The sequence below is a fragment of the Thalassococcus sp. genome, from assembly GCF_982780845.1.
In genome coordinates this window covers 199,099-224,525 of the sequence record NZ_CEYADA010000006.1, presented here as the reverse complement: position 1 = coordinate 224,525, position 25,427 = coordinate 199,099, and the positions used below count along the sequence as shown (strand labels likewise).

The 25,427-nt window shown below is 57.1% G+C and carries 27 protein-coding genes; 8 read left to right on the top strand and 19 right to left on the bottom strand.

Going from position 1 to position 25,427, the window contains the following annotated elements:
• Nucleotides 1-60: 60 nt before the first annotated feature.
• Complete coding sequence (locus AC4FIA_RS09210; protein WP_490365594.1) at nucleotides 61-819, bottom strand: IclR family transcriptional regulator domain-containing protein; 759 nt, start codon at nucleotides 817-819, stop codon at nucleotides 61-63.
• 109 nt (nucleotides 820-928) lie between these two features.
• Between AC4FIA_RS09210 and AC4FIA_RS09205 the strand changes: the two genes are divergently transcribed.
• The 4 genes from AC4FIA_RS09205 (at nucleotide 929) to AC4FIA_RS09190 (ending at nucleotide 4,541) form a co-directional block, all read left to right on the top strand.
• A complete protein-coding gene (locus AC4FIA_RS09205; RefSeq protein ID WP_488048186.1) occupies nucleotides 929-1,636 on the top strand; it encodes a 3-oxoacid CoA-transferase subunit A in 708 nt (235 codons plus the stop codon).
• Nucleotides 1,633-2,313 carry a 3-oxoacid CoA-transferase subunit B gene (locus AC4FIA_RS09200; protein ID WP_490365593.1) on the top strand — a complete coding sequence of 227 codons (681 nt, stop codon included), beginning with the start codon at nucleotides 1,633-1,635 and terminating at the stop codon, nucleotides 2,311-2,313. Before AC4FIA_RS09205 ends, AC4FIA_RS09200 begins: the two co-directional genes overlap by 4 nt.
• Nucleotides 2,314-2,324: 11 nt before the next feature.
• On the top strand, nucleotides 2,325-3,527 hold the full coding sequence (gene pcaF, locus AC4FIA_RS09195) for a 3-oxoadipyl-CoA thiolase (RefSeq protein WP_490365592.1): 1,203 nt from the start codon (nucleotides 2,325-2,327) through the stop codon (nucleotides 3,525-3,527).
• A 105-nt stretch (nucleotides 3,528-3,632) separates the two neighbouring features.
• Entirely contained in the window at nucleotides 3,633-4,541 is a 909-nt protein-coding gene (locus AC4FIA_RS09190; protein WP_490365591.1) for an MBL fold metallo-hydrolase, read from the top strand.
• Between the two features lie 35 nt (nucleotides 4,542-4,576).
• On the opposite strand, the gene AC4FIA_RS09185 is transcribed toward AC4FIA_RS09190, so the two are convergent.
• The 13 genes from AC4FIA_RS09185 to AC4FIA_RS09125 form a co-directional block, all read right to left on the bottom strand.
• On the bottom strand, nucleotides 4,577-5,260 hold the full coding sequence (locus tag AC4FIA_RS09185; RefSeq protein WP_490365590.1) for a hypothetical protein: 684 nt from the start codon (nucleotides 5,258-5,260) through the stop codon (nucleotides 4,577-4,579).
• Between the two features lie 156 nt (nucleotides 5,261-5,416).
• Entirely contained in the window at nucleotides 5,417-6,685 is a 1,269-nt protein-coding gene (locus tag AC4FIA_RS09180; protein WP_490365589.1) for an FCSD flavin-binding domain-containing protein, read from the bottom strand.
• A gap of 34 nt (nucleotides 6,686-6,719) precedes the next feature.
• Entirely contained in the window at nucleotides 6,720-7,064 is a 345-nt protein-coding gene (locus AC4FIA_RS09175; RefSeq protein ID WP_490365588.1) for a c-type cytochrome, read from the bottom strand.
• Complete coding sequence (locus AC4FIA_RS09170) at nucleotides 7,061-8,260, bottom strand: c-type cytochrome (protein WP_490365587.1); 1,200 nt, start codon at nucleotides 8,258-8,260, stop codon at nucleotides 7,061-7,063. The genes AC4FIA_RS09175 and AC4FIA_RS09170 overlap by 4 nt, the downstream gene beginning before the upstream one ends.
• The gene (soxC, locus tag AC4FIA_RS09165; protein ID WP_103910075.1) at nucleotides 8,244-9,500 is read right to left on the bottom strand and encodes a sulfite dehydrogenase; all 1,257 of its coding nucleotides are present in this window, start codon (nucleotides 9,498-9,500) and stop codon (nucleotides 8,244-8,246) included. Before soxC ends, AC4FIA_RS09170 begins: the two co-directional genes overlap by 17 nt.
• Before the next feature lie 54 nt (nucleotides 9,501-9,554).
• Nucleotides 9,555-9,989 (bottom strand): DsrE family protein, encoded by a 435-nt coding sequence (locus AC4FIA_RS09160; protein WP_490365586.1) that lies wholly within the window; start codon nucleotides 9,987-9,989, stop codon nucleotides 9,555-9,557.
• Nucleotides 9,990-10,004: 15 nt separating this feature from the next.
• Nucleotides 10,005-11,699 (bottom strand): thiosulfohydrolase SoxB, encoded by a 1,695-nt coding sequence (gene soxB, locus AC4FIA_RS09155; RefSeq protein WP_490365585.1) that lies wholly within the window; start codon nucleotides 11,697-11,699, stop codon nucleotides 10,005-10,007.
• A 92-nt stretch (nucleotides 11,700-11,791) separates the two neighbouring features.
• Nucleotides 11,792-12,646, bottom strand: coding sequence for a sulfur oxidation c-type cytochrome SoxA (gene soxA, locus AC4FIA_RS09150; RefSeq protein ID WP_287477025.1), 855 nt, complete (start codon nucleotides 12,644-12,646; stop codon nucleotides 11,792-11,794).
• Nucleotides 12,647-12,708: 62 nt separating this feature from the next.
• A complete protein-coding gene (gene soxZ / locus AC4FIA_RS09145; RefSeq protein WP_287477026.1) occupies nucleotides 12,709-13,038 on the bottom strand; it encodes a thiosulfate oxidation carrier complex protein SoxZ in 330 nt (109 codons plus the stop codon).
• A 21-nt stretch (nucleotides 13,039-13,059) separates the two neighbouring features.
• Entirely contained in the window at nucleotides 13,060-13,476 is a 417-nt protein-coding gene (gene soxY, locus AC4FIA_RS09140; RefSeq protein WP_490365584.1) for a thiosulfate oxidation carrier protein SoxY, read from the bottom strand.
• Nucleotides 13,477-13,501: 25 nt separating this feature from the next.
• Entirely contained in the window at nucleotides 13,502-13,972 is a 471-nt protein-coding gene (gene soxX, locus AC4FIA_RS09135) for a sulfur oxidation c-type cytochrome SoxX (protein ID WP_234994719.1), read from the bottom strand.
• A gap of 121 nt (nucleotides 13,973-14,093) precedes the next feature.
• Complete coding sequence (locus AC4FIA_RS09130) at nucleotides 14,094-14,654, bottom strand: thioredoxin family protein (RefSeq protein ID WP_490365583.1); 561 nt, start codon at nucleotides 14,652-14,654, stop codon at nucleotides 14,094-14,096.
• A 16-nt stretch (nucleotides 14,655-14,670) separates the two neighbouring features.
• The gene (locus tag AC4FIA_RS09125; protein ID WP_490365582.1) at nucleotides 14,671-15,402 is read right to left on the bottom strand and encodes a cytochrome c biogenesis CcdA family protein; all 732 of its coding nucleotides are present in this window, start codon (nucleotides 15,400-15,402) and stop codon (nucleotides 14,671-14,673) included.
• 207 nt (nucleotides 15,403-15,609) lie between these two features.
• Here AC4FIA_RS09125 and AC4FIA_RS09120 point away from each other — a divergent pair, with 207 nt between their 5' ends.
• Nucleotides 15,610-16,665: a YeeE/YedE family protein gene (locus AC4FIA_RS09120; protein WP_490365581.1), complete on the top strand. Its 1,056-nt coding sequence runs from the start codon at nucleotides 15,610-15,612 to the stop codon at nucleotides 16,663-16,665.
• A gap of 3 nt (nucleotides 16,666-16,668) precedes the next feature.
• On the opposite strand, the gene AC4FIA_RS09115 is transcribed toward AC4FIA_RS09120, so the two are convergent.
• The 5 genes from AC4FIA_RS09115 to AC4FIA_RS09095 all read right to left on the bottom strand — a co-directional run bounded on the left by AC4FIA_RS09115 (nucleotide 16,669) and on the right by AC4FIA_RS09095 (nucleotide 20,816).
• Nucleotides 16,669-17,133 carry a nuclear transport factor 2 family protein gene (locus AC4FIA_RS09115; RefSeq protein WP_490365580.1) on the bottom strand — a complete coding sequence of 155 codons (465 nt, stop codon included), beginning with the start codon at nucleotides 17,131-17,133 and terminating at the stop codon, nucleotides 16,669-16,671.
• Nucleotides 17,134-17,197: 64 nt separating this feature from the next.
• The gene (cynS, locus tag AC4FIA_RS09110; protein WP_488048204.1) at nucleotides 17,198-17,665 is read right to left on the bottom strand and encodes a cyanase; all 468 of its coding nucleotides are present in this window, start codon (nucleotides 17,663-17,665) and stop codon (nucleotides 17,198-17,200) included.
• 21 nt (nucleotides 17,666-17,686) lie between these two features.
• Nucleotides 17,687-18,589: an ABC transporter ATP-binding protein gene (locus AC4FIA_RS09105; RefSeq protein WP_490365579.1), complete on the bottom strand. Its 903-nt coding sequence runs from the start codon at nucleotides 18,587-18,589 to the stop codon at nucleotides 17,687-17,689.
• A 10-nt stretch (nucleotides 18,590-18,599) separates the two neighbouring features.
• On the bottom strand, nucleotides 18,600-19,436 hold the full coding sequence (ntrB, locus tag AC4FIA_RS09100) for a nitrate ABC transporter permease (protein ID WP_490365578.1): 837 nt from the start codon (nucleotides 19,434-19,436) through the stop codon (nucleotides 18,600-18,602).
• Nucleotides 19,437-19,439: 3 nt separating this feature from the next.
• Nucleotides 19,440-20,816: a CmpA/NrtA family ABC transporter substrate-binding protein gene (locus AC4FIA_RS09095; protein ID WP_490365577.1), complete on the bottom strand. Its 1,377-nt coding sequence runs from the start codon at nucleotides 20,814-20,816 to the stop codon at nucleotides 19,440-19,442.
• A 236-nt stretch (nucleotides 20,817-21,052) separates the two neighbouring features.
• Between AC4FIA_RS09095 and AC4FIA_RS09090 the strand changes: the two genes are divergently transcribed.
• The 3 genes from AC4FIA_RS09090 (at nucleotide 21,053) to cydB (ending at nucleotide 25,420) form a co-directional block, all read left to right on the top strand.
• On the top strand, nucleotides 21,053-22,873 hold the full coding sequence (locus AC4FIA_RS09090) for a sigma-54 interaction domain-containing protein (RefSeq protein WP_490365576.1): 1,821 nt from the start codon (nucleotides 21,053-21,055) through the stop codon (nucleotides 22,871-22,873).
• 126 nt (nucleotides 22,874-22,999) lie between these two features.
• A complete protein-coding gene (locus AC4FIA_RS09085) occupies nucleotides 23,000-24,403 on the top strand; it encodes a cytochrome ubiquinol oxidase subunit I (RefSeq protein WP_490365575.1) in 1,404 nt (467 codons plus the stop codon).
• A gap of 12 nt (nucleotides 24,404-24,415) precedes the next feature.
• Nucleotides 24,416-25,420 (top strand): cytochrome d ubiquinol oxidase subunit II, encoded by a 1,005-nt coding sequence (gene cydB, locus AC4FIA_RS09080; RefSeq protein ID WP_490365574.1) that lies wholly within the window; start codon nucleotides 24,416-24,418, stop codon nucleotides 25,418-25,420.
• The last annotated feature ends 7 nt before the right edge of the window (nucleotides 25,421-25,427 follow it).

The following is a 25,427-nucleotide window of genomic DNA, read 5'->3' as shown; positions in this document are numbered from 1 at the left end:
ATGGGGTTTATTGCCCCACCCTTTCGCCCTTTTCCATCGATGACAAGCTTTGTGAATTTCCTAGGCCAGCACGCGGCGCAGACCGGCCTGTACGCGCAGCAATTGGGACAGGTACAGGTCTTTCAATTCGCCCGCATCCAGCTGCACAGCTGCCACGCCAAGGTTCAACGCCGCCACCGTCCGTCCATGGGCGTTCAACACCGGAACCGCGATAGAACGTAGACCCATCTCGATCTCTTGATCGATAATCTCGTAACCCTGCGACCTGACCTGCGACAGACGCGCCATGATCTCGTCCGGATCGGTCAGGCTGTTGGGGGTACGCGGCGACAGGTCGGATTGGTCAATTACGGCACGCGCCTTATCCTCGGGCAGCGAAGCCAGCAAAACCCGCCCCATAGACGTGCAATGGGCTGGAAGGCGCGATCCGGGCATCAGGCCGATGGACATCACCCGTTTCTGGGCCGCCCGTGCGATGTAGACGATCTCGATCTCGTCCAGCAAAGCGACAGACACCGATTGCGCAACCTGTTCGGAAAGCTGATCCAACCAAGGCTGCACGATCTGCGGCAAAGGTAGCGCCGACAGTGCCCCCATGCCCAGCCGCAACACCCGCGCGGTCAGTTGGAAATGCTTCCCGTCATAATCGGCATAGCCGAGTTCATGCAGCGTCAGCAAACACCGCCGCGATGTGGACCGGTCCAACCCTGTGCGCGCCGCTGCCTCAGATACGGAAAGACGGGGATGATCAGCGTTGAATGCCTCGATCACCCGCAATCCCTTGGCCAAAGAGCCAACAAAGTCTGTTCTGTTCACCATGTGAACACGCGATATCAGATTTCGAACAAAGTTCAATATGCGCACAGATTTCCTTAACCGCGCACCCGCCCTGCCCTAAACCTTGCGCAAAGCAAAAGGAGAACCGGCAATGGACAAATCATGTGCATCCGCCGCCGAGGCCGTCGCCTGCATCCCTGACGGGGCGACTGTGATGATCGGCGGGTTTGGCGGGTCTGGTGGCCCGATCGAACTTATTCACGCGTTGATCGATAAAGGCGCGAAGAACCTGACAGTGATCAACAACAACGCAGGCAACGGTGACGTGGGCCTTGCGGCGATGATCCGCGAAGACATGGTCAGCAAGCTGATCTGTTCCTTCCCCAAAAGCAAAGACCCGCGCGCTTTTACCGAACGCTATCTGGACGGCAAGATCGAGCTTGAGCTTGTTCCGCAAGGCACGCTGGCCGAACGCATCCGTGCAGGCGGCGCTGGCATTCCCGCGTTCTACACACCGACCAGCTACGGCACCGATTTGGCCAAGGGCAAACCGGTGGGCGAATTCGACGGCCGTTCCTATGTGCAGGAACGCTGGCTGAAAGCCGACTTTGCCTTGGTTAAGGGCGAATTGGGCGATCCGATGGGCAACATGACCTACCGTTTGGCGGCGCGTAACTTTAACCCGCTGATGTGTATGGCCGCGCGCCATACCATCGCGCAGGTGACCAAGCTTGTGCCTGCTGGTGGCATTGACCCCGAACAGGTCATCACCCCCGGCATCTTCGTCAATTCCATCGTCGAAATCGCCAACCCGCAGCAGGAAGAAGTGCTGAACCGCGAAGGAGCCGTATACCCATGACCGATTTCGCAGAGATCAAGCTGAGCAACGCGCAAATCGCGTGGCGCGCGGCGCAAGATATTGAAGACGGCGCTTATGTGAACCTTGGCATCGGCTTTCCCAAAATGGTGGCCCAGTATCAGGTCGAAGGTCGTGAAGCGATCTATCACACTGAAAACGGCGTTCTGAACTTCGGTGCCGCCCCTGCCGAGGGCGAAGAAGACTGGGACCTGATCAACGCTGGTAAAAAGGCGATCACGCTGAAGGACGGCGCCGCGTTTTTCCACCATGCCGACAGCTTTGCTATGGTCCGTGGCGGCCATCTGGACGTTGCCATCCTTGGCGCATTCCAAGTGGCGCAAAACGGCGATCTGGCCAACTGGTCGACCGGCAAAGGCGTGCCCGCCGTGGGCGGCGCGATGGACCTTGTTCATGGTGCAAAGCGTGTGGCGGTTGTCACCGATCACGTCACCAAGAAAGGCGATCCGAAACTGGTGGCCGAATGCACCATGCCTCTGACTGGCGTGGGCTGCGTAACCCGCGTTTACACCAGCCTTGCTGTGATCGATATCGAGGACGGGCATTTCGTTCTGCGTGAAAAGCTGCCACAGATTTCGCTAGAGGAATTGCAGGCCGTGACAGGTGGCGAGTTGAAGGTGCAAGGCACCGTCGCCGATCTGATCGTGCCAGAAATGTAAGGGGGATAATCATGACCGACGTATATATTTGCGACTACATCCGCACGCCCATCGGCCGCTTTGGCGGTACACTGTCCAGCGTTCGCGCAGACGATCTGGGTGCGATCCCGATCAAGGCGCTGATGGCCAAGCATGACATCGACTGGTCCGCTGTGGATGAGGTGATCTATGGCTGTGCCAACCAAGCGGGTGAAGACAACCGCAACGTGGCGCGCATGTCTGCCTTGCTGGCGGGTCTGCCTGAAACTGTACCCGGCACCACAATGAACCGCCTTTGCGGCTCTGGCATGGACGCGCTGATCACAGCCGCCCGCGCGATCAAAGCCGGTGAGGCCGAGATGATGATCGCAGGCGGCGTGGAAAGCATGACACGAGCACCGTTTGTGATGCCCAAAGCGACAAGCGCCTTCAGCCGCGCCAACGAGGTGTTCGACACCACCATCGGCTGGCGTTTCGTGAACAAGCTGATGAAGGCCCAGTATGGCGTCGACAGCATGCCTGAGACCGCTGAAAACGTGGCCGAAGATTTCAACATCTCGCGCGAAGATCAGGATGCTTTCGCGGCCCGTTCGCAGGCCAAGGCAGGTGCCGCGATCGAAAACGGTCGTCTGGCGCAGGAAATCACGCCTGTGACGATCCCGCAGCGCAAAGGCGACCCGATCATCTTTGACACCGATGAACACCCCCGCCCGGGCACGACGGCGGACAAGCTGGCCAAGCTGCCGGCGCCGTTCCGTGAAGGTGGCTCGGTCACAGCGGGCAACGCGTCCGGTGTCAACGATGGCGCAGCCGCGCTGATTGTGGCGTCCGAGGCAGCGGTTAAGGCCCACGGCCTGACACCCATCGCCCGCGTGATGGGTGGTGCCACAGCCGGTGTCGCGCCGCGCATCATGGGCTTTGGTCCTGCCCCTGCGTCCAAGAAACTGATGGCGCGTCTGGGCCTGACGTCCAAGGACTTTGACGTGATCGAACTGAACGAAGCCTTCGCGTCGCAAGGTCTGGCGACACTGCGCGATCTGGGCGTCGACGACGACGACGCACGCGTGAACCCGAATGGTGGTGCGATTGCCCTTGGCCATCCGCTGGGCATGTCCGGCGCACGCATTAGCGGCACCGCCGCGCTCGAGTTGCAAAACACTGGCGGTCGCTATGCCCTTGCCACGATGTGTATCGGCGTCGGCCAAGGTATCGCCGTCGCGCTGGAACGCGCCTAAGCATATTGCCGCCCTGTTCACCGCAGGGCGGCAAAAACCCTTGATCCCCCGAATATACTCAATCATATTCGCATGTAAGAATTTTATGCGATTTGGGAGGATCACATGACAATTACACGCCGCCGCCTTTTGAAAACCAGCGCGGGGCTTCTGGCCGCGACGGCTGCCCCGCGTTTTGCCATTGCCGAAACCGCCGCCGGTACCGGCACTGTGACATCGCTCAGCGATGGCTCCCTTACGCTTCCCGCCAACATGATTATCGGCGACACGCCGATGGATCAGGTCCAACCGATTCTGGACAAATACAACGTTTCGTCAGAAGCCTTCACGCCACCCTGCAACCTGACCCTTTATCAGGATGGCGAGCGCACGGTTCTGTTCGATGCCGGTTCCGGTCTAGAGTTCATGGCCAGCGCGGGCCAGATCCACGACAGTCTGGATGCCGTTGGCCTGAGCGCGGATGACATCACCGATATCGTGTTCACACATGCCCACCCCGACCACCTCTGGGGCCTGTTGGATGATTTCGGCGATATCGCCTTCTCCGAGGCCACGTTCCATATCGGCCGCAAGGAATTCGATTACTGGAGCGATCCGGAAACCATCAACACCATCGGCGAGGCCCGCGTGCCGTTTGCCGTCGGCGCGAAACGTCGCTTGGATGAAATCGCTGACGTCGTCCAGTTGTTCGAGGATCAGGATCAGATCCTGCCTAACGTGACCGCCATGGCCAGCTACGGGCACACACCCGGCCATATGTCGTTCATGATTGATGGCGAGGCAGGCAATGCCTTTGTCATCGGCGATGCCATCGGCAACCACCACATCGCCTTTGCCCGCCCTGACCTGCCCTCTGGCAGCGACCAGAACGCAGAGGAGGGCATTCAGACACGCGTCGCGATGATGGATATGCTGGCGGCGGACAACGTGCCGATCATCGGTTTCCACCTGCTTGACGGCGGCATGGGCCGCGTGGCACGCGATGGCGACGGCTACGTCTTTAACGCCGAATAAACATTCGATTTCAGGATGCCCGTCAGGCGATCAGCCTACGGGCATTCCTTTGGAAGATACGGATTTCGTTGCAAATCTAGCGGCTCAAAGCGCATCTTTAGCTTTGACCAAATGTAGTGCAACGGCACGATATCCGTTGTAACCAGAATGGCGTGATAAGCCCAGGTATGCGACCTGCTTTTTGCAGTGCTAACGACGAACGGCAAACGCATGTCCGCCAGACGCGTTAGCAGCTTGGTGTAGTCGGTCCCTATCGGTGCGATGATACAAGCCGCTTCTCGGTTCACTGCAACGCCACGATGCGCGTACATCGCAAATGCATGCGCCCAAGACCACGCCGCCAAAAAAACCAGAACCAAACCGGCCTTTCCGGTGCCGCCAAAGAACTCGGATCTGTGCGCCACCACATTGGCACACATCCGCACAAATGCCGCCAAACCACCAGCTACAAACAAGACGATGGCAGCCTCTGCCCGTGTCCCAGCGCCCAAAACAAGAACTGCGACGACAGCCCCGCCGATCAAAACGCCGAAAGCTACCAAGCAGAGCTGCTTAAAGGCACGCGTCTTCCCTGCCTCGAGGTGGTGGAAAACCAACGCCGCCAACAAAGACAGAACAACCACCACGGCCAAACCTGTCGCCCAGCTGTTTGAAACAATTGAGAACCAACTGCTGATCCAAAACGCGGTAATGGCGGTTGGCGCGACTGCCCTGATCAAAATCCCACTCCAAAGAGCCTAGAAAACACGCGCGACCGTCGCAGACCGCGCATCTTCTTGTCTAGGTCGAAAGCATCCCGCCTGACCGGATGCCAATAAAAACCGCGCCCGACGGAGACATCGGGCGCGGCATGTCGTTCAGCTCAGAGGGGAAATCTAGCCGAACATGTCTTCTGTGATCGCGGAGTACCAGACCTCGGATTCCTCGTAGGTCGCTTGACGCAATGCTGCGTCTTCGCCTGTCTGGGAAATGAAGCCGTCAACTTTGGCGATCTTTTCTTCGGTCGCCTCATAGGTCGCACCGACTTTCACGCCGTCATTGGTGTCGATCAGCGACCAGCACGTGTTCGAGAAACGTGCTGGGAACACTTTGGACCCTGTCAGCGCACCACGCACCGCGTTGGCACAAACCTTGGCCTGAGAGTTGGCCGAGAAGCCGGACTTGGGCATATCGCCCTGCTGGCTGGAGTCACCCAGGACATAGATGTCAGGATCGGCTTTGGTCGACATGTCTGCGGCGTTGACCGGCGCCCAGTTGCCGTCTGTAACGGCGGCAGAATGGGCGATCTTGCCGGCCATCATTCCCGGAATGACGTTGACCACATCGGCCTTGATCACTTCACCGTCGATATCAACGGTCATGTCCGCGACACTGACGCTGGTGTTTTCGCCACCGAAATCGGGACCGATCCGCGTGATCATGCCAGGGTAGTGCGAATTCCAACCCTCTTCAAACAGACCCTGCTTCGAGAACTTTTCTTTCGGATCCGCGATGATGATCTTGGCGGTCGGGTTGTTGGCCTTCAGGTAATGCGCGACCATCGAAATCCGCTCATACGGTCCCGGCGGGCAGCGATAGGGGTTTGGCGGCGCAACCATGACATAGGTCCCGCCCTGCGGCATGGCCATGATCTGTGCTTTCAGAAGTTCGGTCTGCGAACCGCCCTTATAGGCATGGGGCATCGCGTTTTGTGCGGTGATATCCCAACCGGGAACCGATCCTTCGACGAAATCGATGCCAGGGCTGAGGATCAGCTTGTCATAGGGGACGCTTTCACCGCCGGCCAAAGCCACAGTTTTCGCATCACGATCCACGCCCACGGCATAGTCATGAACAACGTTGATCCCGTGTTCACTGGCAAGCGTGCCATAGCTGTGACCGAGATCGTCATACGTCTTGATCCCGCCCAGGTAGAGGTTCGAGAAGAAGCAGGTGTAGTAGCGACGTGTGGGTTCGATCAGGGTGACGTCCACTTCACCCTTGCTGTCCTTGGCAATATAGCGCGCGGCTGTCGCACCGCCTGCACCACCACCGACGACAACGACACGCGGCTTACCGTGCGACTCGCCCATCACCATCGGCGCTGACAGCGTCGCGCTTGCTGCCGCAGCCGTTCCAATAAAATGTCTTCTATTCAGTTTCATTTTAATCCTCCCTACGGATTATGACCCCTGCTGATTATTCAGTCTGTTGGGCTGTAAAATATGCAGCCAGGGCTGCAATCTCTTCATCGCCCAAACGGGACGCGATCATCTGCATGGCAGGATTTTCACGAAGCTTGCTGCGATAATCAACCAACGCCAAGATAAAGGCCTCTGTCGGAAGATCTTTGATCGGCGGGATCGCATAATTGTCCGTCTCGCCGGTGTGACAGGTTAAACATTCCGAGGACAGGTATTCCCCATAATCCGGGTCACCTTCGATTGCGAAAATCGCATTTTCCTCGGCGGAAATGGGTGCCGCTAGGACACCCATTGCCATGATACTCGCTAGTGAACGCTTAAAGTTCATCAATACGATCATTCCTTTCCTTCGGCATTGATGTAGGCAATCACCGCATCAATATCGTCTTGCTTCTTGAGACCGGCGAAGGACATTTTCGTGCCTTTCATGTAGGTCTTCGGGTTGGCAAGAAACGCGGACAGAGTTTCGTCGTTCCACACCATACCGTTTGCTTGTGCATCTGTGAATGTGCCCGAGTATTTGAACCCGTCAACACCACCTACGGTCCGCCCATCAAGACCGTTCAGATGCGGACCAACCTTGTTGCTGGCGCCTTCGCCCACGGCGTGACACGCCTTACACTTGCGAAAGACTTTCTCGCCTGCCTCGGCAAGGGCCGAGTCATCGCCAGTTGCGTCATCCGCAGCCGGAGCCGCAGGAGCAGCCGGAGCCATTTCCGCGGCAGCAACTTCTGTCGGTGCCGCAGTACCTTCGGCAGCGGCGGCGGCCTCTTCACGACGTTTGCGCGCCGCGGCATCATCCGGCGTCACATCGACAACTGCCGCACGGCCCGTGATGTCCACGGCATCCTTGCAGTTTTCCATGCAAACGTCGCCAGTAAAGGCCGTCAGTTCGATCTCGGCACGATCATCAGGATAGAAGTTGTCTTCGTTGGGCATGCGAACTTCGGTGAAGTTTTCATTGCTCAGTTCAAAGTCATCATCGACCAGATCGTTCAGGTACAACAGGTAGGCCGTGATCGCGTAGACGTCGTCATCTGACAGCGACTGCGCGTTGCCGAAGGGCATCGCACGATGGACGTAATCGAACACTGTCGACAGGTACGGCCAGTAAGACCCGATGGTTTTGACCGGACGATCGTTTGTCAGCGTTCCCTGACCACCCGCCAGAACCGGCCAGCGATCGACAGCTTCGCCAAAGTCGCCGTGGCACATGGCGCAGTTGTCGGCATAAAGCTCTTCGCCTGTCATCACGTCGCCGCTGCCCGGTGGCAGGCCCTGCCCATCCGGACGCACGTCGATGTCCCAGGCTGCCACCTCGTCTGTCGTGGCCTCGCGACCCAGCGAAAATTTGGCGGCCATGACACGCGCTGTGGCGTCTTTGGGTTCTTCCGCGTTTGCCGGTGCGACGGCGACAGCTTCGCGCAAGGGCGCGGGCATATCCACGATGAACTGGTCAGCCAGCGTATAAGCCATTGCCATGACCGCGCCAGCGCCCCCTATTGCGGGTGCTAAAATGTTAAGAAATTTCGACATTTTCCGCGATCCCTTTTTCATTCACGTACCAAGTCTGGATGGCGTTGTTGTGGTAGATGGAGTTCACACCACGAATTTCGCGCAGCTGTGCCTTTGTCGGCTGGACGTAGCCAGTCGAGTCATGCGCACGGCTTTGCAGCAGAAGCGGCGAGCCATCCCAATCGAATTCGAAGTAGAAACGGTGCATCGACTTATCCAGCGACGGGCCGTCCATGCGCGCCTGATGCCAGTTTTTGCCGCCGTCCAGCGTAACATCGACACGCGGGATCGTACCGCGGCCAGACCATGCAACGCCTGTCAGAACCGTGTGGCCCTTGGTGTGCAGGATCGGGGCCTGCGGACTGGGGTTTGTGATGACCGACTTACAGTCCATTTCCCATGTGAAACGACGTGCTTTGCCGTTTTCCATCAGATCGGTGTACTTCGATGTTTCTTCGCGGTGGTGCCACGGCTGATCGCCTACTTCGATGCGGCGCAGCCATTTGACCCACATGTTGCCTTCCCAACCAGGCACAACCAGACGCAGCGGATAGCCCTGTTCGGGACGCAGCGCTTCACCGTTCATCTTGAACGCAACCAGACAGTCGTCCAGCGCTTTTTCAATCGGGATCGAGCGTGTCATGCCGGATGCGTCTGCACCTTCAGGCATGATCCACTTACCGTTTGTTTTGACGCCTGCTTCCTCAAGGATGTAGCGCAGCGGCACGCCGGTATACATCACGTTGTGGATCATGCCGTGCGTGAACTGACAGCCGTTCAGCTGCGCACCGCGCCATTCCATGCCCGAGTTCGCCGCGCATTCAAGGAAGTACACGCGGTTTTCACGGGGGAAACGCATGATGTCCTGCATGGTGAAGACAAGCGGCTTGTCCACAAGGCCGTTGATCATCAGACGGTGCTTGGCCGGATCGACATCCGCAATCCCACCGTGGTGACGTTCGAACGCCAAACCGTTGGGAGTGATGATGCCATCCAGTTCGTGCAGCGGTGTGAAGTTCACCGAAGACACCGGATCAGCCGTCAGCCATTCCACACTGCGGCGCTTTACGTGCGCTTCGTAATGGCTTGGTTTTCCATAAGGATTGGCATCCACACCATCCCCAAGCATCTGGTTCCACGGCTGCATTTCCGTGATGGCCGGATCGCCTGCCGCTTTGGCTGCTGTCGTACCAGCAAGCAAGCCGGCACCGGCCGCGATCCCACCCTTCAGCAGGCCGCGTCGTGTCGTTTTCGCGTCCATTGTGTCCTCCTGACTTTTCCATCCCCCTGAAAGACAGGGGGCGTTAGGCCCCGTTTAGGGCCTCACATAGGCAAATCCCTGTTCCTGAAGTTCGATCAGACGCACCACGCCAGAGGGGACAACATTGGCCTCCTCCATCAGTGTAACCGCCTGACCGGTTTTCTTTTCCATACCCTTGATGGTGTTTCCGCACGCAGCAAAGGTGATGTTTCCCAATTCCAGTGACATCGCGGCGATACGGTCCCGTACCGGCGATTTATCCGCCACCAGCATGTGCAGACCCGGACCGTAGGCGACCATTTCGATCACCACGTCATCGCCCACACTTTTGTAATACGCATCGACATTCTGCGCGTTGTTCAGCGCCATGTTCATCACTTGGGGGTCGTTCTCATCCACATGGATGGCCACGTGATGGGTCTTCCCTTCAGCAAACGCCATGCTGGCGGTCATCATGCCTGCGAGTACCAAAGTGCCGATGCGTGTCATGGTCTATCCTCCCGATTAGCCGTTGACGACTGTCACACTGTTGTTTTCCGAAACGGAAACCGTGCCCAGTTTGCGGATATGGTTTTCCACCACATCCCATATCTGCGGACCTTCGGTGCCTTCGTTCACACTGGCCCAGCCAGCGACAACGTAGGATTTCGAGGGATCGATCAGTTCGCCGGTTTTCAGCAGCGTCAGATTGCTGATGCGCTCGCCCTGCGGCTTGGTCACGTCGATCGTGTAGCCAAGCCCGCCAGTGCGCACCATGTCGCCACCCTGCTGATAATACGGGTCGGGGTTAAAGATGTTATCGGCCACGTCTTCCAGCACGACTTTCAGGAATTCACCTGTCATTTCAGTGCGGTACGCTTCGCCATACGTCATGGACGTGACGTTCCAGATGTCTTCGCGGGTGATGTCGCCAGGCACAAGGCTCGGGCCCCAGCGCACGCCGGGCGACAAGGCAATTTCAGCCTCGCGTTCGGAAATCAGGGCGTCACAGATCAGATCATCCCACGAGCCGTTGAAGTTACCACGACGGTAAAGGACGCTGTCCGTCTGGCCGATCACCTCGGACAGTTTATCAGAATGGGGCGCGCGTTCCGCTTGGATCAAAGCCGCCATATCCGGATCAGGAGTGATCACGTCCGAGAAGATCGGGATCAGCTTGTGACGGAAGCCCATCATGCGGCCGTTCTGGATATCCAGATCGACGCGGCTGACGAACTTACCGTTCGAGCCGGACGCCACGATGATCGTTTCGCCGATCAGAACAGGTTCGGGCAATGCGTCGTGCGTATGGCCGGACAGGATGACGTCGATGCCTGTCACGACAGAGGCCATCTTCTTGTCCACGTCAAAGCCGTTGTGGCTAAGCACGACAACGCATTCAGCCCCTTGGGCGCGCACTTCGTCGACCATGGCCTGCATGTTTTCGTCACGGATACCGAACGAATATTCGGGGAACATCCAACGCGGGTTCGCGATGGGCATATAGGGGAAGGCCTGACCGATAACGGCAACCTTCACCCCGCCCCGCTCGAAGAATTTGTAAGGCTTGAACAGCTCGGCGGGTTCATCCCACTCGGCGTCAAAGATGTTCTGACCAAGGGCTGCGAACGGCAGGCCTTCGACCAGCTCCTGAACCCGCTCGGAACCCAGCGTGAATTCCCAGTGGAACGTCATGGCGTCAGGCTTCAGCGCGTTCATCGCGTTGACCATGTCCTGACCCTGGCTGTGATAGCAGGTGTACGACCCGTGCCATGTGTCCCCGCCATCGAGCAGAATGGCATCAGGACGATCGGCACGGATCGAATTCACCACTGTGGCCACACGATCAAGGCCACCCATACGGCCGTAGGCGCCCGCAAGCGCTTGGAAATCGCCCGAAGACAAGGCGTAGTGGGAGGGACTACCATCGTCGATCCCATAGAGCTTGCGGAAGTCGCCGCCGGTTAGGTGTGGAACCGCGCCGCGGTTGTCGCCCACCCCGATATTCACCGAAGGTTCACGGAAGTAGATCGGCACCAATTGCGCGTGGATGTCCGTGATGTGGATCAGGGACACGTTGCCAAAGGTGTCGAAGGACAGCAGATCATCCTGCGTCAACGCCTGCTGGGCTGCCAGTTTGGACCAGTTTCCAAAACCAGACGCTCCGTAAAGGGCTGTGGTGGCCATAGCCGCCTGCAAGAAGTCACGACGCGAGATCATACATTGCTCTCCAGTTGAACACACACATGCATATGTGTGAATTTATTTCTGCAAAAAATCCCGCGCAACGCCCAGTCGCGCGGGATCATTGATTAGTTACGTACAGACGGGCCTTCGACCGACAGGCCGTTGCCACGGGACATCACGTACAGCTCGAGCGCGACCAGATCGGCGCTGGAGGGGCTGAAGGTTTCAGCACGTGTATCGCGAATACAGCCTTTGAAACGGTCATGAACCGTGTTCAGCTTGGTGTTCTTCAGACGATACGCGGGGAAACCGTTGATCTGACCCTGGCTGAGGTGGTCAGCGCGGATCATGTTGCCGTAATTGTCTTCGTGGCAGTTCGCACAAGACAGCTCAAGCTGGCCATAGCGCGTGTAGTACATCTCTTTGCCCTTCTCCCAAGTTGCTTGGGCGGGGCCGTCGATGGCTACGTTGACAGGCATACCACGGGAAACGGACGACAGCAGCGCAATCATGTTGGTCATGTCGCTACCTGTGTATTTCCATTCCTCGGCCTGCATCTGCTCGGTACGGCAGCCGTTGACCTGCATTTCAAGCGAACGCACTTCACCAGCCTTTTCGTTCCACTTGGGATACGTGGGCTTTGCAGCTGCCATATCCTCGGGATCACCGTGGCACGACGCACAGGACTTGCCTGCTTCGCCTTCTACAGTGTTCCAAGAATCCATAGCGGTTTCGACGAAGATAAAGCCGGGGTTTTCAAAGTCGTCAGCCTGAGCCGATTGAGTTTCATCCTTACGGAAACGCCAACCGGAATAGACCGTATCTAGGTTCTCAAGATGCGCAGCTGCTGCAGCCTCTGTCACGATCTCGATCTCGCCGTTGATCACGAGCTGGTCATCGTCTGCATCTGCCAGAACCGCTGTCACAGACAGCGCGGACAGAGCTACGGCACCAACACCACGAGCGATAGCTTTATTCATTGTTTTCCTCCCTAAGTCTTCCCCGCCAACAATGCCGGCGGGGCTGTTATTCATGGGATCGTTTAGCCGACCGAGATGGCCTTGGTTTCTGTGTAAACAGAACCGTCGTCATCGTACCAAGTGAAGGTGAACTCACCTGCTTCCGGAACCTGCGACTGGAACTCGAAGTATGGGTTCGTCGAAATCGCGGGCTCCAGCGTGACGTCGATCACGTTCTGGCCGTTGAAGTCGCATGTGAAGCGGTTGATGATCGAGCGCGGGATGATCTCGCCAGCTTTGTTTTTACGCTGACCGGATTCCATTGTGTGGCTGATCAGAGTTTTGATTGTGATCACCTCGCCAGCGGATGCCGACTTGGGGACTTTAACGCGTGGTTTTACGTTATCTGCCATGGGTTTATTCCCTTCCTGACCTTAGCCGCCGCAGCCGCCGATTGTGACTTTTACTTCCTGTGCCGCGCGGACAAAGCTGCCGTCAGCCATTTTGGCTACCGCGACCACTTCTTGCGTACGCGCAAGACGGATGCGTGTGGACGCTGCCTGCGCACCGGCCAGCGGGCCAAAGTTGAATGTGCAGACGTCGGGGTTCGGGTTGCCAGCCGCCAGAAGCAGGATGGAAACCGCGCCCGGTGCCGACACTTCGACAGGAACGGTGTTGCCGTTTTCAGCGATTTCGGGTGCTGTCAGTGTCAGACCGCCCTCGCCTACATCTGCGCCGCCCGTGAAGGCCGCGATTTTGTCGTCGACCATGGCCACTGCCTGCATAGGCAGAGCCAGAGCAGCAACGCCGCCCAGACCGATCGCCAACGTTTCACGTCGTGTGAATGTCATAAGTTTTCCTCCGGATAATCCGCGATCACTCTTTCAGAGTGAGCAAGTACGCCACGACATCTTCGACCTCTTGAGCCGTCAGAAGCGGGCTGAGTTCCCCTTCCGGCGCTTTGCCGGTGTAGGCATTCCCGGGACGGATATAGCCGGTGTTCTTGTAGAACGACGGCATCATCGTGTCAGGGAACATGATTTTCGCGTTGGCAACGATACCGCGCAGCTGGGATTCTTCCCAACGGTCGGCGGCACCATCAAGCGACGGGCCGATTTCGCCATGGAAGGGAAGATCCTGAAGATCTGTCACCTGATGGCACGCGATGCAGTTGCCTGCACCTTTGTTCATGATCTTGCGACCAGACTCTACGTCCCCTGCAACGCCGGTCAGGGATTGAGCAATTGCCCCATCCTCATAAACAACATCTGCTGGTGCCGGGGCGTCTGCTACTGCCATAGTCGCGCAAAGCGACGCGGCAATCGCCAGTTGGAATCCTCGTCCCATATCTCCTCCCATTTTCTCCCTGTTGTGTACCGTAGCGCACGGATAGCGAAGAACGCAACAATAAATTCATTTGTTTGAATTTACGTATCTGTCGCCTGTCTTTCGATATCAGAGCCGCCGCTTAATTCTTTGATTCTTCGAACTTTCGAGCGTGATACTTCTGGAAAGGCTCTTCTCCGTCATAGCCCTTTTCCAGCACCCACGTCAGCAGATTGCGCGTCGTGGCTGGACCAAATGCACCCGGCATTGTCGCCACGGCAAGCTCATCTGCAGGCAATGTTCCATCAGATTCTTCGGGGAAAAACATCAGGAAAGGCGTGAACAATGCGCCCCATTTTTTGACGGCATCCTTCTCGGCCAGAACCTCGCCGTCGAAGTCGGTTATCTCGACATCGCCGAACATATTTACCTGCACGACAAAGTAGTCGTCAGACAGCATCTGCGCGATGTCTTCCTTGATGAAGACCTCTTCGTGCATCCTGGTGCAATAGATGCAGCCGCGCTGCTCAACGAGGATCAAAAGCCGCTGACCATTCGCGGTCGCTTCGGACAGGTCCTCGCTCAGATCCTTGAATGTGTCACGCATCCAGTCTGCTTTGTGCAGACCGTCATCGCCCAACTCGGCGGCCTGAGCGGTGACCGCCATAGCCATACCTGCGAACGCAAATAACAGACGTTTCATGTCATTCTCCTAAAGCTCAGCCAATGCTTGGCCAGAACGCCAACATCGCATTGGCAATCCAGTTCATCATGTTTGTGGCAATCAAAATGCCGAAGACGATCAACAATATGCCCATGGCTTTCTCGATCTTGCCCAGATGGCGACGAAAGCCCTTCATCCAACGCAAGAAGGGTTTGATAAACATCGCCGCCAGAACAAACGGCGCTGTCATACCAAGCGCATAGACAAACAACAGGCGCATGCCCTCGCTCACGCTGTCCTGAGCACCGGCCATAAACAGGATGGCAGCCAGAACCGGTCCGACGCAAGGCGTCCAGCCGAAAGCAAAGGCAAGACCGATCACGTAGGCGCCCAGATAGCTGGTGGGCTTTGTATCCCCCATCGAGTTTCCGAACTGGCGATAAAGAATGCCAATGCGGATCACGCCCAGAAAATGCAGGCCCATCGCAATGATAATCGCCGCTGCAATCCAACGCAGCACATCGAACCATTCGCGGACCACCTGCCCGAACACCGTCGCGGTGGCACCAAGTCCGATGAAGATCGTCATGATACCCGCGGCAAAGAATAGCGATGCTATCACCGCGCGCCGCTGGACAGCCGGATCAAGCGGCGCGTCCTCTTGCAACGTCTGCATCCCCGCCCCTGCCAGATACGACAGGTAGAACGGCACAATTGGCAAAATACAGGGCGACAGAAAGGACAATAGTCCCGCAAAAAGCGCCCCCATCAAAGTCACATCGAACATGTGGCTTTGCCCTCCCCGACAAACACATATTCATATTGTTATCTAGGAATTTATTTATGTAAACTGCAATTCGTGAAATACGTACCCTTTGGAATAGGCATGCAACCGAAGCTTGACCGAAGCGGTATACGCAAGAATACTTGAAGCTCCAGAAGCAATCGGAGTGCGCTGACACCGTCTGGGTTGGCGCGATGGGAGGACATCGCGATGCTGGAAGCGCTGGGTGAACCGCGCGCAATGGCCCTTGTCGGGCTGTTTGGCGGCGTACTGTTGGGGCTGGCCGCCAGACTGGGGCGCTTTTGCTCGATGGGCGCTGTGGAGGATGCGCTTTATGGAAATGATACCAAAAGGTTGCGCATGTGGGGCATCGCAATTGGCGTGGCCATAATCGGCAGCTTCATTGCCCAGGCTATGGGCGCAGCCGCCATAAAAGATTCGATCTATTTGACGACAGCCTGGTCGCCCTTGGCCAGCATCCTGGGTGGCCTGGCCTTCGGTTACGGTATGGCGCTTGCGGGCAACTGTGGTTTTGGCGCTTTGGCACGTGTCGGTGGTGGCGATTTCAGGTCCTTCGTTATCGTTCTGATCATGGGGCTATCCGCCTACGCCGTGCTGTCCGGCCCGTTAGCGGGCCTACGCCTGATGCTTTTCCCGGTGCATTCCGTTGAAAATACACCCGCGGGCATCGCGCACAGCCTTGAAGGTGTCCTTGGGATCTCGGCCACGGTCATCGGCGTTCTTATTGGCGCTGCGATCCTGATCGGTGCCTTGGCCAACCGCAGTCTCTTGCAAAAACCACAGACGATCTTTTGGGCGGTGGTCGCCGGTCTAGCGGTTCTGAGCGGCTGGATCGGGACAACATGGGTTTCCGAGAACGGATTCGCAGCACGCGAAGTTGTGTCCCACACATTCGCGGCCCCTCTTGGGGAAACGATGGTGTACCTTATGACGGCCTCGGGTCGGAATATGAGCTTTGCCGTGGGGTCCGTCGCAGGTGTTCTTCTGGGGGCTTTCGCAGGAAGCCTGATCAAAGGGCAGTTCCGCTGGGAAGCCTGCGATGACCCGCGCGAATTGCGCCGTCAGGTGTTTGGCGCGGCTCTGATGGGCGCAGGCGCCGCCATCGCGCTGGGGTGCACCGTGGGCCAAGGCCTGTCAGCGTTTTCGACCCTTGCCTTCAGCGCACCTGTAACAGCGGCCTCCATCTTTGCAGGTGCGGCTATCGGGTTGCGTCAGCTGATCGCAGGCTTCGAACGGATCGCCTGACGCCTAAAGGCCCAGCGCCGTCAGGCCCTGATGATCATCAGGTCGCGGGCCCTGCGGCCAGTGAAACAGACGGTCGCCTTCGGCAATAGGAACATCGTTGATCGAGGCATGGCGCACGGCCATGTATCCGTCGGCGTCGAATTCCCAGTTCTCATTCCCATGGGCACGATACCACTGGCCCTGTTCATCGTGGTATTCATAGCAGAACCGGACAGCGATGCGGTTTTCACCATGCGCCCAGATTTCCTTGATCAGGCGATAGCCGTTCTCGGTCGCCCATTTACGCGTTAGGAATTCCTGAACCTCTTCACGACCAGTCAAAAACTCGGACCGGTTCCGCCAACGGGTGTCCGGCGTATAAGCCATCGCCACCTTTTCGGGGTCACGAGTGTTCCATGCATTCTCGGCCATGCGGACTTTGGTCACCGCCTCATCGTAAGTGAACGGCGGTACGGGTGCTCGGGTCATTAGGGTCTTGCCTTACAGTCGAAGTGGCCGCGCAAGGGCGATGCCCAGCGCGGCCGGAACATTTTTACCAGCTGTTGTAGCCAAGGTATTTGCCGGACATCTCGATCTTGACGCGGTCACCTTTGGGGTTCTCCACCCGAGTGATCTGCATATCAAAATCGATGGCCGACATAATGCCGTCGCCGAATTTTTCGTGAATCAGTGCCTTGATCGTGGGACCATAGACGCCAACGATTTCATACAGGCGGTAGATACAGGGATCGGTGGGCACGGCTTGTTCCCACACCTTGGTGGGGCTTTCTTCCAGAACCGATGCCGCCTCTTGCGGCAGGCCCAGCGCAGTGACCAGAGCAGCCGCCTTATCGGCAGGCATCGCGTTCATCCCCATACAGGCGGAATGCGTCCATACAGGAGACATATCAATTTTCTCGGCGATCCCTTCCCAAGTCAGCCCTGCGGTTTTCTTGGCCGACAGGATCATCATTGTGACATCGTCTTTTGTCATCATTTCCATGGATAGATTGTCCTTCATCGTCTTCTTCCTTTGATCGGCTTAGGTATTCACGGCCCGCAGCGGGGCCGATGGCACGGGGTCCTCCTTAGACCCAGTTTTGTCGATACGGATGGTTTCGGGGCCCTTCGGCGTTTCGCCTTCGCGCTTACCCGCCAGTTCTTTGGACCGCTGCCCTAGGAACTGCACCAGATGGTTCCGGATCGCATAGTAGTTGGGATGTTCCACAATCTCGGTTCTGGACCGTGGTCGCGGGATGGTGATTTCAACGGACTCGGCGACCTGCGCATAGGGGCCGTTGGTCATCAGCAGGATGCGGTCTGCCAGCAGAATGGCTTCGTCGATATCGTGGGTGATCATGAACACGGTCTGTTCCGTGCCCCCCCAGATTTTCAGAAGCTCGTCCTGGATGGTCCCCCGTGTCAACGCATCAAGCGCACCAAAGGGTTCATCCAGCAACAACAGCTTTGGCTCATTCGCGAAGGCACGGGCAATAGACACCCTCTGCCGCATCCCCCCTGATAGCTGGCTGGGTTTGCGATGGATCACATCCCCTTCCAGTCCCACCATGGCAAGGAACTTCTTCGAGTGTTCAAGAACCTTCTGCTTGCTCCAGTCCTTGTAACGGGCCGCGACCCCAAAGCTGACGTTCTTCAGGCTCGATAGCCAAGGCAGTAGCGAATAGTTTTGAAACACCACACCGCGATCAAGGCTGGGACCCGACACTTCGAACCCGTCCATCTTGACGACACCCGAGGTGGGCTCGGCCAATCCGGCAAGGATGTTCATGATTGTGGACTTACCACAGCCGGAGTGGCCAAGGATCACGACGAACTCACCCTTTTCGATGCCGAAGTTGGCGTTCTCGAAAACTGTCAGATCCCCCCCCTGCCCGTCAGGATAAATCTGGGTCAGGTTTTCGATGGATAGAAATGGTTTGGACATGGTGATCCCCTTATTCCACGTAGGCCACAGCGCGCTGCAGGGCGCCAAAGGCAAGGTCCAGGATCATGCCAACCACACCGATCATCAGGATCGAGAAGATCACAGACGTCAGATCAAGGTTGTTCCATTCATTCCAGACGTAATAGCCGATGCCCGTACCACCGACCAACATCTCGGCCGCGACGATCACCAACCACGCGATCCCGATCGAGATACGCATACCCGTCACGATGGTCGGCGCAGCGGCTGGCAGGATCACGGTGAAGGCGGTCTTCAGGTATCCCAACTCATGGGTACGGGCGACGTTGACCCAGTCTTGGCGGACATTAGCGACGCCAAAGGCGGTGTTTAGCAACATGGGCCAGATCGAACAGATAAAGATCACGAAGATCGCGCTCGCCTCAGAGTCCTGAATTATAAACAGCGCAAGCGGCATCCATGCCAGTGGCGAGATCGGTCGCAGAACCTGAATGAAAGGGTTGAACGCCTTATAGGCCACTTGGCTCATCCCGATCAGGAAGCCCAAGGGAATAGCGATCAGCGCGGCCATTATGTAGCCCGTCAGAACGCGGTAAATCGAATACCCGATCTGGATACCGATACCCTTGTCATTGGGGCCTGCGTCATAAAACGGGTTGCTCAGTTGCTCCCACGCCTTGGCGATCACCTGACTGGGCGGCGGCACACCGGCCTTGGGCGCACCGCCGCCAGTCAGACGTTCGTATTCGGTCAGTTCGGCGGCGGCTTTTTGTGCGGGGATGGCGGCCTCCCAGATAAAGAGGCCAACCACCAGCATCACCACCGACAACACCGCTGCCCGTTGATTGACAGAGAGATTGTCGAACATGGCTTAGCCCTTCCCGATGGCAAAGCTGGATACGTAGCCAGCCGGATCAGCAGGATCGAAGGTTTTGCCCATAATGGTGTGGGATTTGTAGGTGACGTCCGGCGCCTCATAGCCCAGATCGTTCATCACCTTCTTACAGTCAGCCGCCAGATAGACCTGTTCCGCCACTGCTTTGTAATCCACATCCCCTTCGATATAGCCCCAACGCTTCATCTGGGTCAGGATCCACACGCCCATTGAATGCCACGGGAACGGATCGAAATCGATGCGGTCGGGCACCTTCTGCACCTCTCCCAGACCATCGGCATAGGTCCCTGTCAGGACCTGTTCGATCACGGGCACCGGCTGGTTCAGATAGTTGGTCGGGGCAATCGCCTCGGCAATCTCTTTCCGGTTAGCGGGATTTGACGCGTACTGGGTTGCGTCAATAATCGACTTCAGAAGCGCGCCGTATGTGTTGGGCAGTTCCGTTGCAAAGGACATCGGTGCGGCAAAGGCACAGCATGGGTGACCTTCCCAGATGTCTTTGGTCAGTGTGTGGATAAAGCCGATGCCTTCCCAAACAGCGCGCTGGTTGAACGGATCCGGCGACAGATAGCCATCAAGGTTACCGGCGCGCAGGTTCGCTACCATCTCGGGCGGCGGAACAACGCGAATCTGGATATCGACATCCGGGTCCAGACCGAATTCAGCCACGTAGTAACGCAGCAGGAAGTTGTGCATCGAATATTCGAACGGCACACCAAAGGTGAAGCCCTTCCACTGTGTCGGGTCACGCTTGTCCAGATGCTCATTAGACAGAACAATCGCCTGACCGTTAATGTTTTCGACCGCGGGCATGATGTACGGCTCGGCCACAGACCCCGCGCCCAGCGTCATCGCCAGCGGCATCGGTGTTAGCATGTGGCTGGCGTCATATTCGCCCGACAGCGATTTATCACGCGCCACCGCCCAACCGGCTGTCTTGATAACCTGCGCGTTCAGGCCATAGCGTTCGTAAAAGCCCATCGGCTGCGCCATGATGATCGGCGTCGCACAGGTGATCGGAACAAAGCCGATGTTCAGATCGGTTTTCTCGGGCGGGCCCAGTTCATCAAGGATGGCAGCCTTCGCCTGTTCCAGTGGGAAAACCGAGGCCAGCGCAGCCGCCATTGTGGTTCCGCCGAACATTCCCATAAAGGACCGGCGCGACAGATCGTTGTGACCGAACACGGACCGGACAACAGCGCTTTCTACCGCGCGCTCCAGCATTTGGTCCGAAGACATCGCATCAGGTTCAGGCGTCTTGATGCTGGTTGAACAATGATCGCATCCGCAGTCCGCGCCGTGCCGCAGATCGGATTTGTCCGAGAACGGATTTCCTAAGCTCTTCGTCGTCATAACTTCCCCTTTGCTGTTGATTGCAATCATCATGCAGACAGATCAGAGGGACGGATACGGGTGTGCCTAAAATTTAACCAAGCGACATTATTATAATAATATCAGTACATTGACAGAAACCCAACAGCGGCAACTTCTACGATATTTCGTAATTCACGAAATTTCGTATTGATTACGTTGCTGCAACGCAGAACCCTTTCGTCATGCTTGATGGTCTGTCTAATCCTGATTCTATTTTGCAGGCTTTACCGGAAGCCGCCGTTTTGCTTGACCTGCACAACGATCGCATTCTGGCCGCCAACAGACGCGCAATGGCCTTATTGGACCTTCCTGACATCAAAGAGCGGCAGTTTTCGGATCTGATCGGCGCAGACCTTCCGAATTTTGTGGTCTTTGTGGATGAGATCGGACACCGCAAAGAGGCATGGACCAGAAACGTCCGGATTTCTTCATGCACGGGCAAACCCCTCCGTTGTGAACTTCGGGGGACGCTTGCGGATGAAAGCAAGGCGCTGTTGCTGACCTTGATTGATCTGGACGAACTTGACCGTCACGAACAAGCCACCGAAACAGCAAACCTCCATCGCTCGGGCCTGTCGGCCTGGAAGCGCGCCGAAGGTTTTTTTACCGAACTGGAACGACAAAACCAACTTATCCTGAATGCCGCCGGCGAAGGCATCTATGGCATCAACGCCGAGGGCAAATGCACCTTTGTGAACCGTGCGGCGCAAGAAATGCTCGGGTGGACCGCAGAGGACCTGTACGGGCGCGAAATCCATTCGGTCATGCACCATCACCATTTGAACGGCGACGTCTATCACGCACATGATTGCCCGATCTACCGGTCCTTCCGCTTTGAACAGGTACACAGGATCGAAGACGAGGTGTTCTGGCGCAAGGATGGTCGCCCTATTCGCGTCGAATATGTCTCGACCCCGATTTATGACCAACAGGTTCTGGCAGGTGCCGTGGTCATCTTCCGCGACATCACCGAGCGGAAAGAAAACGAACAGAAACTGCGGGCCGCTTTGGATCAGATCGAGGAACTGCGCGACCGGCTGGAACAGGAAAACGCCTACCTGCAAGAAGCAATCATTTCCGAACGCGCCCACCACGATATCATTGGCACCTCGCCTGCGGTTCAGCAACTGCTGGCAAAAATCGAACTGGTGTCCAAAACCAACGCCAACGTTATGATCACCGGAGAGGCCGGAACCGGAAAGGCGCTTGTCGCCTCTGCCCTGCACAAAGACAGCGAACGGCGCAGACGCCCCTTAATCCATTTCAAATGCGGTTCTGTTGCCGCAGATGCGACCGATGCGGAATTGTTCGGACAGATGCGCGGCGCATTTCCCGGCGCTTTGCGCGACAAACCCGGCAAGTTGGAACTGGCGCATGGCGGGACGCTTTTTCTGGATGACATCACGGAACTACCATTGGACACCCAAGGGCAGCTTCTGGACGCCCTGCAACGCGGTAAAGTCCGGCGTCTTGGCGCGCTAGAGCCGCGTGACATCGACATCCGCCTGATATCGGCGTCTTCCGCCGATCTGGAACGCGAAGTGGCCGCTGGTCGTTTCCGCGAGGACCTGTATTTTCACCTGAATGTCTTTCCGATCCACTGCACGCCGCTGCGTGACAGACCCGACGACATTCCCGCACTTGCCAACCACTTGCTGGACATCGCGTGCAAACGGCTGTCGCGTCGCAAACCGCGTGTTACCGAGGCCGTCATGAACCGATTGATGTCCTATCAATGGCCCGGAAACGTGCGCGAATTGCGCAACGTGATCGAGCGTGCGGCAATCGTTTCGACCGGTGACAAGTTGATCATTGAACTGTCCAGTGGCGCCACTTTGGGCAGCAAATCGGTGGGTCAAATCCTGACCGACGCTGAAATGCAGGGCGCGATGCGCAGCAATATTGTCGCAGCCTTGCGCGCAACAAAGGGCAAAGTATCCGGCCGGAATGGCGCCGCTGAACTGTTAGCTTTGCAGCCTACCACGCTGTATTCACGCATAAAAAAGCTAAACATTACCCCGTCCGAGTGGACCTAGGCGGAACCTGCTCTAGCTGGTTACGCGAAATGTCGCAGCACCCCGTCACGGCGCAATTGTCGCAGAGACGTTCAAATATCCCCAAGACTATCTAGCTCACCAACCAAATAGGATTGGAGCAGTTTTATGCTTGAAGGATTGACCACAGAAACATTGGCACGGGCGCAGTTTGCGTTCACCGTGTCGTTTCACATCATCTTTCCGGCCTTCTCGATTGGCCTTGCCAGCTATCTGGCAGTTTTGAACGGTTTGTGGCTCAGGACACGCGACACGACCTATCTCAACCTTTTCAACTACTGGAAAAAAATCTTTGCCGTCGCGTTCGGCATGGGTGTCGTCTCAGGTATCGTGATGTCCTATCAGTTCGGCACGAACTGGTCGGTCTTCTCGGATAAAACCGGCCCCGTTCTCGGGCCGCTTATGGCCTATGAGGTGCTGTCGGCGTTCTTCCTTGAGGCAGGCTTTCTGGGCATCATGCTGTTTGGCCGAGAAAAGGTTGGCGAAAAGCTTCATATGTTTGCCACTGCGATGGTTGCCTTCGGCACGCTGATGTCGGCCACTTGGATTCTGAGCGTGAACAGCTGGATGCAAACCCCTGTGGGATATAGCATTTCCGACAACGGCCAGTTCTATCCCGAAGACTGGTTCCAGATCATCTTCAACCCGTCCTTCCCCTATCGCCTTGTCCACATGGTGCTGGCTGCCTACCTGACGACGGCCTTCGTTGTCGGCGCGACTGGCGCGCTTCACCTGCTGCGTGACCGCACCAAGCCTGAATCGCGTCGTATGTTTTCCATGGCGATGTGGATGGCTGTGATCGTCACGCCGCTCCAGATCTTTGCTGGCGACATGCACGGCCTGAACACGCTGGAACATCAGCCCGTAAAAGTCATGGCGATGGAAGGTCACTTTGACAGCCACCCCGACGGCGCGCCGCTGATCCTGTTCGGCATCCCGAACGAGGAAGAGAAGCGCATCGATTATGCCATCGAAATCCCCAAGGCGAGCTCGCTAATCCTGAAGCACGACCGGAATGCACCTCTGGACGGTTTGGACACCATTCCGGATGATGAAGAGCCCCCTGTGGCCATCGTGTTCTATTCGTTCCGTGTGATGGTCGGGTTGGGCTTTGCCATGCTTCTGATCGGTGGCTGGAGCCTTCTGGCCCGCGTTAAGGGCAAGCTTTATGACGCGCCGCTACTGCACCGTTCTGTACTGGTTATGGGACCGTCGGGCTTTATCGCCGTTCTCGCAGGTTGGGTCACAACCGAGGTCGGTCGCCAGCCCTATACCGTCTATGGCCTGCTGCGCACTTCGGACAGTCTGGCGCCGATTGATGCGCCTGCTGTGGCGACGTCGCTTCTAGCATTCATCGTGGTTTACTTCTTCGTCTTTGGCGCGGGCACCTACTACCTGCTGCGCCTCATGAACGCCTTTGTCCCACAAAAGGACGCCGACTTTACCGATGGCCCCACGCGTGCCGCGGGCATTACGCCTTCGACGCAACTGGCCACCAACCCCGCCGAATAAGGAGCCGCTGTTATGATTTTTGATCTAGCCAATATCTGGGCGGCCCTGATTGCCTTTGCCGTTCTGACCTACGTCATTCTGGACGGCTTCGACCTCGGGATCGGCATTCTGTTTCCCTTCGCCAAAAGCGAACACGAACGGGATGTGATGATGAACACGGTCGCCCCTGTCTGGGACGGCAACGAAACGTGGTTGGTGCTGGGTGGCGGTGGTCTGTTTGCCGTTTTCCCGCTGGCCTATGCGGTCGTGATGCCCGCGCTTTACATGCCGATCATCATTATGCTTCTGGCACTGGTATTCCGCGGCGTGGCCTTTGAATACCGTTGGAAAACAAAACGCTGGAAGCACGTCTGGTCCATCGCCTTTTTTGCCGGATCGCTGGTCGCGACCTTTACGCAAGGCATCGCTTTGGGCGCGTTGGTGCAAGGTATCGAGGTCGAGAACCGCGCATACGCAGGCGGTTGGTTTGACTGGCTGACACCGTTTTCGATCCTGACAGGCGTTGCGCTTGTGGTGGGTTACACGCTGTTGGGCGCAACGTGGCTGCACATGAAGACCAGCGGTGAACTGCAATCCCGTCACACGGCCATGTCGTGGCCTCTGGCAATCGGAACGCTGGCGCTGATTGGCGTGGTCTCGATCATGACTCCGTTCCAAGATGCGGTTTATTTCGAACGCTGGTTCACACTGCCGACGGCTGCATGGTCGTCACTGGTGCCCTTCGTTCTGTTCCTGCTGTCTTGGATCATGTTCTGGGGCCTGAAGAAGAACAACGACGTCCAGCCCTTCCTGGCTGCAAACGGTATCTTTGTGGCCTGCTTTGTCGGTATCGGCATCAGCTTTTATCCCAACATCGTGCCTCCGTCGCTTAGCATCCAAGAGGCTGCAGCACCGGACAAAAGCCTGATGTTCGCGCTAGTGGGCGCAGCGATCCTGATCCCCATTATCCTGATCTACACCGCCTATTCCTATTGGGTGTTCCGCGGCAAGATTGATGAAACAGCAGGATACCACTGAGGTCCCC